We start from the raw sequence: 3,852 nt of genomic DNA, 5'->3' as shown, positions 1-3,852 counted from the left end.
TGCTTTATCAGTTCTGTCAGTTTTTCTGGAGTATCAATAATTTGGGCGCTTATTTTACTCGTAGCATTTGTGGCTGCCTTGCTAGCCGCTTCGGTGTCAGCGGCACTAAAAAACCAGGAGTCCCCATCATCAAAAGTGATTTGTTCAAGTTCTTCTTTAGATTCAACGGGTTTAGCTTCTTCTGCCACACCGCCAAATGCCTGCTGCAACTGCTGGATTCGGCTTAAATAAGTCCTAAACTCTAACTTTTCTAGCAGCGGTTCTAGCTCGGCGTTATCAAATCCCTTCAGCGGGCAGTCTTCTAAACTAACGTCTAGAGGGACATCAAGAACGATCCTTGCCAAGTGCTGGGAACGGTATGCCTCTTCTTTCCCGGCTTCCAGCTTCTGTTTGACTGCTCCTTTAATCTCATCCAATGAGGCATAAATCCCATCCAGGGAGCCGTATTCTGTAAGCAACTTCACGGCTGTTTTGTCGCCAATTCCCTTGACACCGGGGATATTGTCGGAGGCGTCGCCACACAAAGCTTTGTAATCGACAACCTGCTCTGGTGTAATGCCCTTTAGTTTCTCTTTAACTTCCTCTGGCCCAAATTCTACTGGTCCTGTATTGCTGCCACGTTGCCAGAAGGTTTGACCGAGATAAAGAACGCTAATTTCCTTTGCAGTGTCAACCAGTTGAAATAAATCTCTATCGCCCGTAACAATCTTTACCCGATACCCAGCCGCACTCGCCTTTTGTGACAGCGTTCCCAAGACATCATCTGCCTCATACCCCGGTGCCGTCACAATTGGCAGATTGAAGGCATCTAAAAGGTCGTGAAGATTTTTCAGGTCGATGATAAAGTCTTCTGGCGTCTCAGCGCGGTCAGCTTTATAGGTATCGTCGGCTTCGTGGCGGAAAGTGGGTAGGCCGAGGTCGAATGCGATCGCCATCGCCTGAGGTTGCTGGGATGCTATTACTTCCAGTAACGACTTGAGGAAGCCAAAACAAACACTGGTAGGAATCCCAGTCTTTGTTTTTAAGCCTCCATCCCGCCCTTTAGCAAAGGCAAAGTAGGCGCGGAAGGCTAACGAGTGACCATCCACCAGGATGAAGACAGGCCGCATATCAGATGAGCTAGCAGCGGAGTGAGAGGGGTTGGAGGCAGAGGTAGATTGAGACATAGCCTTATTTTAGCTAGCGCCAGAGAGCAGATATTCTTTACAATGCCTCAGATTGCTCGCTTAAGGCGAACAAGCTGTTAGATATCTCATCCCACGGCTCAGCCTGAATGATTTTAACTACCCCTAGGGGAAATATCCTAATCTATGCGCTGCTTCACTGGCTAAGCTTACAGCGAAGCAGCTGCTACATAAGCTTCCAATAAAAAAGCCCGCAGGGTGCAGGCTAGAAACAGGGGTTATTGACTAATTGAACTTGCAAAGATTATCAGCGATAGGCTAGGGGATTAGCCATTGATTTGGCTGTTGCGGCGGCGACGCAGGCCAAACATCCCTAACGTACTTGCAGCTACCAGTGCCAACGTTGCAGATGGTTCAGGTACGCTTTGCAGACTTTGGTTGCCGATATCGACGATGAAAACTGTGTCGTTGAAATCCCGGTCAGAGGCTGGAGTCACGCCAGTCTCGCTTCCATCTCCGTACAAATCTTCAAAACCGATCACCAGGTAACGGGAGTTAAAGAGATATCCTCTGGCGTGCTGTAGCCCATCAGGGTTAGGAGCATTAAAAGCAGAATTGTAAATGCCGTAGGAGTTGCTGGTGCCGTATAAGCTATTGGCGTTCAACTGGAAATTCAGGGTTGTACCTTTACTGAAGTTGCCTAAGTTGACCCAATCTCCTTGCTTTAGATTAGTAAAGCTAGTTTGGTTTTCCCTAATACTTTCTGTGCTGTTGAGTTCCCAGAAAGCCATTCCATCTTTGACAATGTCGCCGTTACTGTCAAGTGCTTGATAACCTAGCTGATTGTTATAATCCGCCCCTTCATTGACGAAGTAAGCACGAACATCAGTATCGTTTTGCAACGTTAATTTGCTTAAATCAAATGATTTACCGCCTAAAAGGCTCAAGTCTGGAAATGCGTATTTTTCTTGAGACTTATTGATCTGCGTGTTTAAGCTATCGATAAGCGTGCTGATGTTTGAAAAATCATCAGATTGGCTCAATGCATTCTTTGTGGGTGCAGTATTTACAGAACCCCAGTTAATCTCAGCCGATGCCGGTGCAGTTGCAGAGATGACGCCGGTCAGGGCAGCAGCAGCGGCGAGCAGACTAGTAATTAGTTTGATTTTCATTTGAGTACCTCTACCAAGGCGATGAACGACTTCACCCCATCCAACCGGCAAATACATCCAAAATAATTGAGTTTATTTTTACTTTAGAAGCCCGGTGCAGACGTGTGTTTTCTTTTCCTTGTCTATTAATAACTGAAATCATAATTCTTTGTCTACAGCTTTTCTAATTCTTTTTAGCTTCTTCATAGTATTGAATATTTACGTAAAACCCTTAAATACACTTACAAAGCTACTAATTAGTTTTGAATTTAAAGCAGTATTTTCCTCAACCTCAAAACCTTTTTTTTTGAAGCACATCGGTAAATATTCTGAAAGCTTTTCAGGGATTTTGCGGATAGCGCTTTTTATTTGACAGCGCTATCCATAAAAATTCAGTATTCTCAAGAATGGGGAAATTTCCAGAGTCAGGTTAAAACACGAGCGGGAACTGGTAATACGCACAATGCTGACAGCCTACGCAGATTACGTAACCGTGAGTTCGGGATAAAGAACAGCCATAACAGATAGGCCGAAACTGCTGAATTCTCCATCCATCTGCTTGTCCCATGCTCAGATAAGAAGAAAAGTTCTACGGTGTCGATAACTGGTTCTAAAGGTTTGAAAACCCTGCCCGCAGCCACAATTGCTTCGCTGATAGGCTGCAACACCGTAAACGAGAACGTTTACGGTGTTGCGAAAGCGGTCGATGATTGAGACACTGATTGACCAGTTGAAGTTGATCAGTTGAAGAACATTTCTCGGAGCGAGCATTCTCATCACCTCAGGGAGGCACCTTGATGGGTGCATTATCTATCGAGACAAGCAAAGCCTGGCAACTTCTATCTCCTTCAGATGAAGAGGGCAGAAGTTGTGAGAGCTTTTATCAAACAGAGTTCAGACGGTACGGAGACTTTAGAACCCTTGCCTTGCAGGTTTAGTCTCTTTAGAAGAGAATTCCATGCGCCTTTTTCCAGAAATGGGCTGCTCCCTCACCGCAGTCGGGCAACTTTCTGGTCAACCTGGTGTGCGGATTGATTGCAAGAGCCACCAAACCAAGCAGCCCTCTATCACCATTGACTACCATTTACTACCTGCTGCTTAAGCCAAACTCACATGAATTCGCAAGCTTATTATTGATCCCCAGTCTTAAAAAGTTAAATTTGGTTTATACCCTGAAAATTACCTAATTATAAAGAGGGAGGAAATGGTGGAAAGAAGAGACATTTTCTATCTCTATAGTTAGAGTCTAGAAGTTTTTAATCTATAGCTGTAGATTGATTCTGATTTGGAGGGAAATCTATAAGTTTGTGAGTGAAGAGCGGACAAGGAGCTTTATTTATGAAACGATCTGATTTATCAAAATTTATTGGAGCTGGCGTTCTCTCCTTAAGTATGGCGGTTCTGCCTTTGAGTGTGCCTGCTTCTGCTCAAACGAATACTGATACAAATACAACTACAAACACCGATGCTCGCCAAGACGTTAGAACCGTTGAAAGCGATCGCAATTTTGATTGGGGCTGGTTGGGCTTGCTGGGACTGCTTGGTTTAGCAGGCTTAGCGGGTCGCAAGCATGAAGA

Annotated in this window: 4 protein-coding genes; 2 read left to right on the top strand and 2 right to left on the bottom strand. The window is 44.9% G+C overall.

Features of this window, described 5'->3' with window-relative positions; genetic code table 11:
• Together H6F50_RS19505 and H6F50_RS19500 are read right to left on the bottom strand one after the other, a co-directional pair.
• A partial coding sequence (locus H6F50_RS19505; protein WP_277879366.1) for a 5'-3' exonuclease H3TH domain-containing protein occupies positions 1-1,166 on the bottom strand: 1,166 nt, incomplete at its 3' end.
• A 284-nt stretch (positions 1,167-1,450) separates the two neighbouring features.
• Complete coding sequence (locus H6F50_RS19500; RefSeq protein WP_190413039.1) at positions 1,451-2,296, bottom strand: DUF4114 domain-containing protein; 846 nt, start codon at positions 2,294-2,296, stop codon at positions 1,451-1,453.
• Positions 2,297-3,233: 937 nt separating this feature from the next.
• On the opposite strand from H6F50_RS19500, the gene H6F50_RS19495 reads away from it, so the two are divergent.
• Together H6F50_RS19495 and H6F50_RS19490 are read left to right on the top strand one after the other, a co-directional pair.
• Positions 3,234-3,377: a hypothetical protein gene (locus tag H6F50_RS19495; RefSeq protein ID WP_190429976.1), complete on the top strand. Its 144-nt coding sequence runs from the start codon at positions 3,234-3,236 to the stop codon at positions 3,375-3,377.
• Positions 3,378-3,613: 236 nt separating this feature from the next.
• Positions 3,614-3,852 (top strand): WGxxGxxG family protein (locus H6F50_RS19490; protein WP_190429975.1); only part of this gene is annotated, 239 nt, incomplete at its 3' end.

Origin of the sequence: Coleofasciculus sp. FACHB-712 (assembly GCF_014695635.1) — a bacterium.
GTDB lineage: Bacteria > Cyanobacteriota > Cyanobacteriia > Cyanobacteriales > FACHB-T130 > FACHB-T130.
The sequence above is the reverse complement of the archived record's forward strand: the minus strand, read 5'-3'. Positions and strand labels throughout refer to the sequence as shown.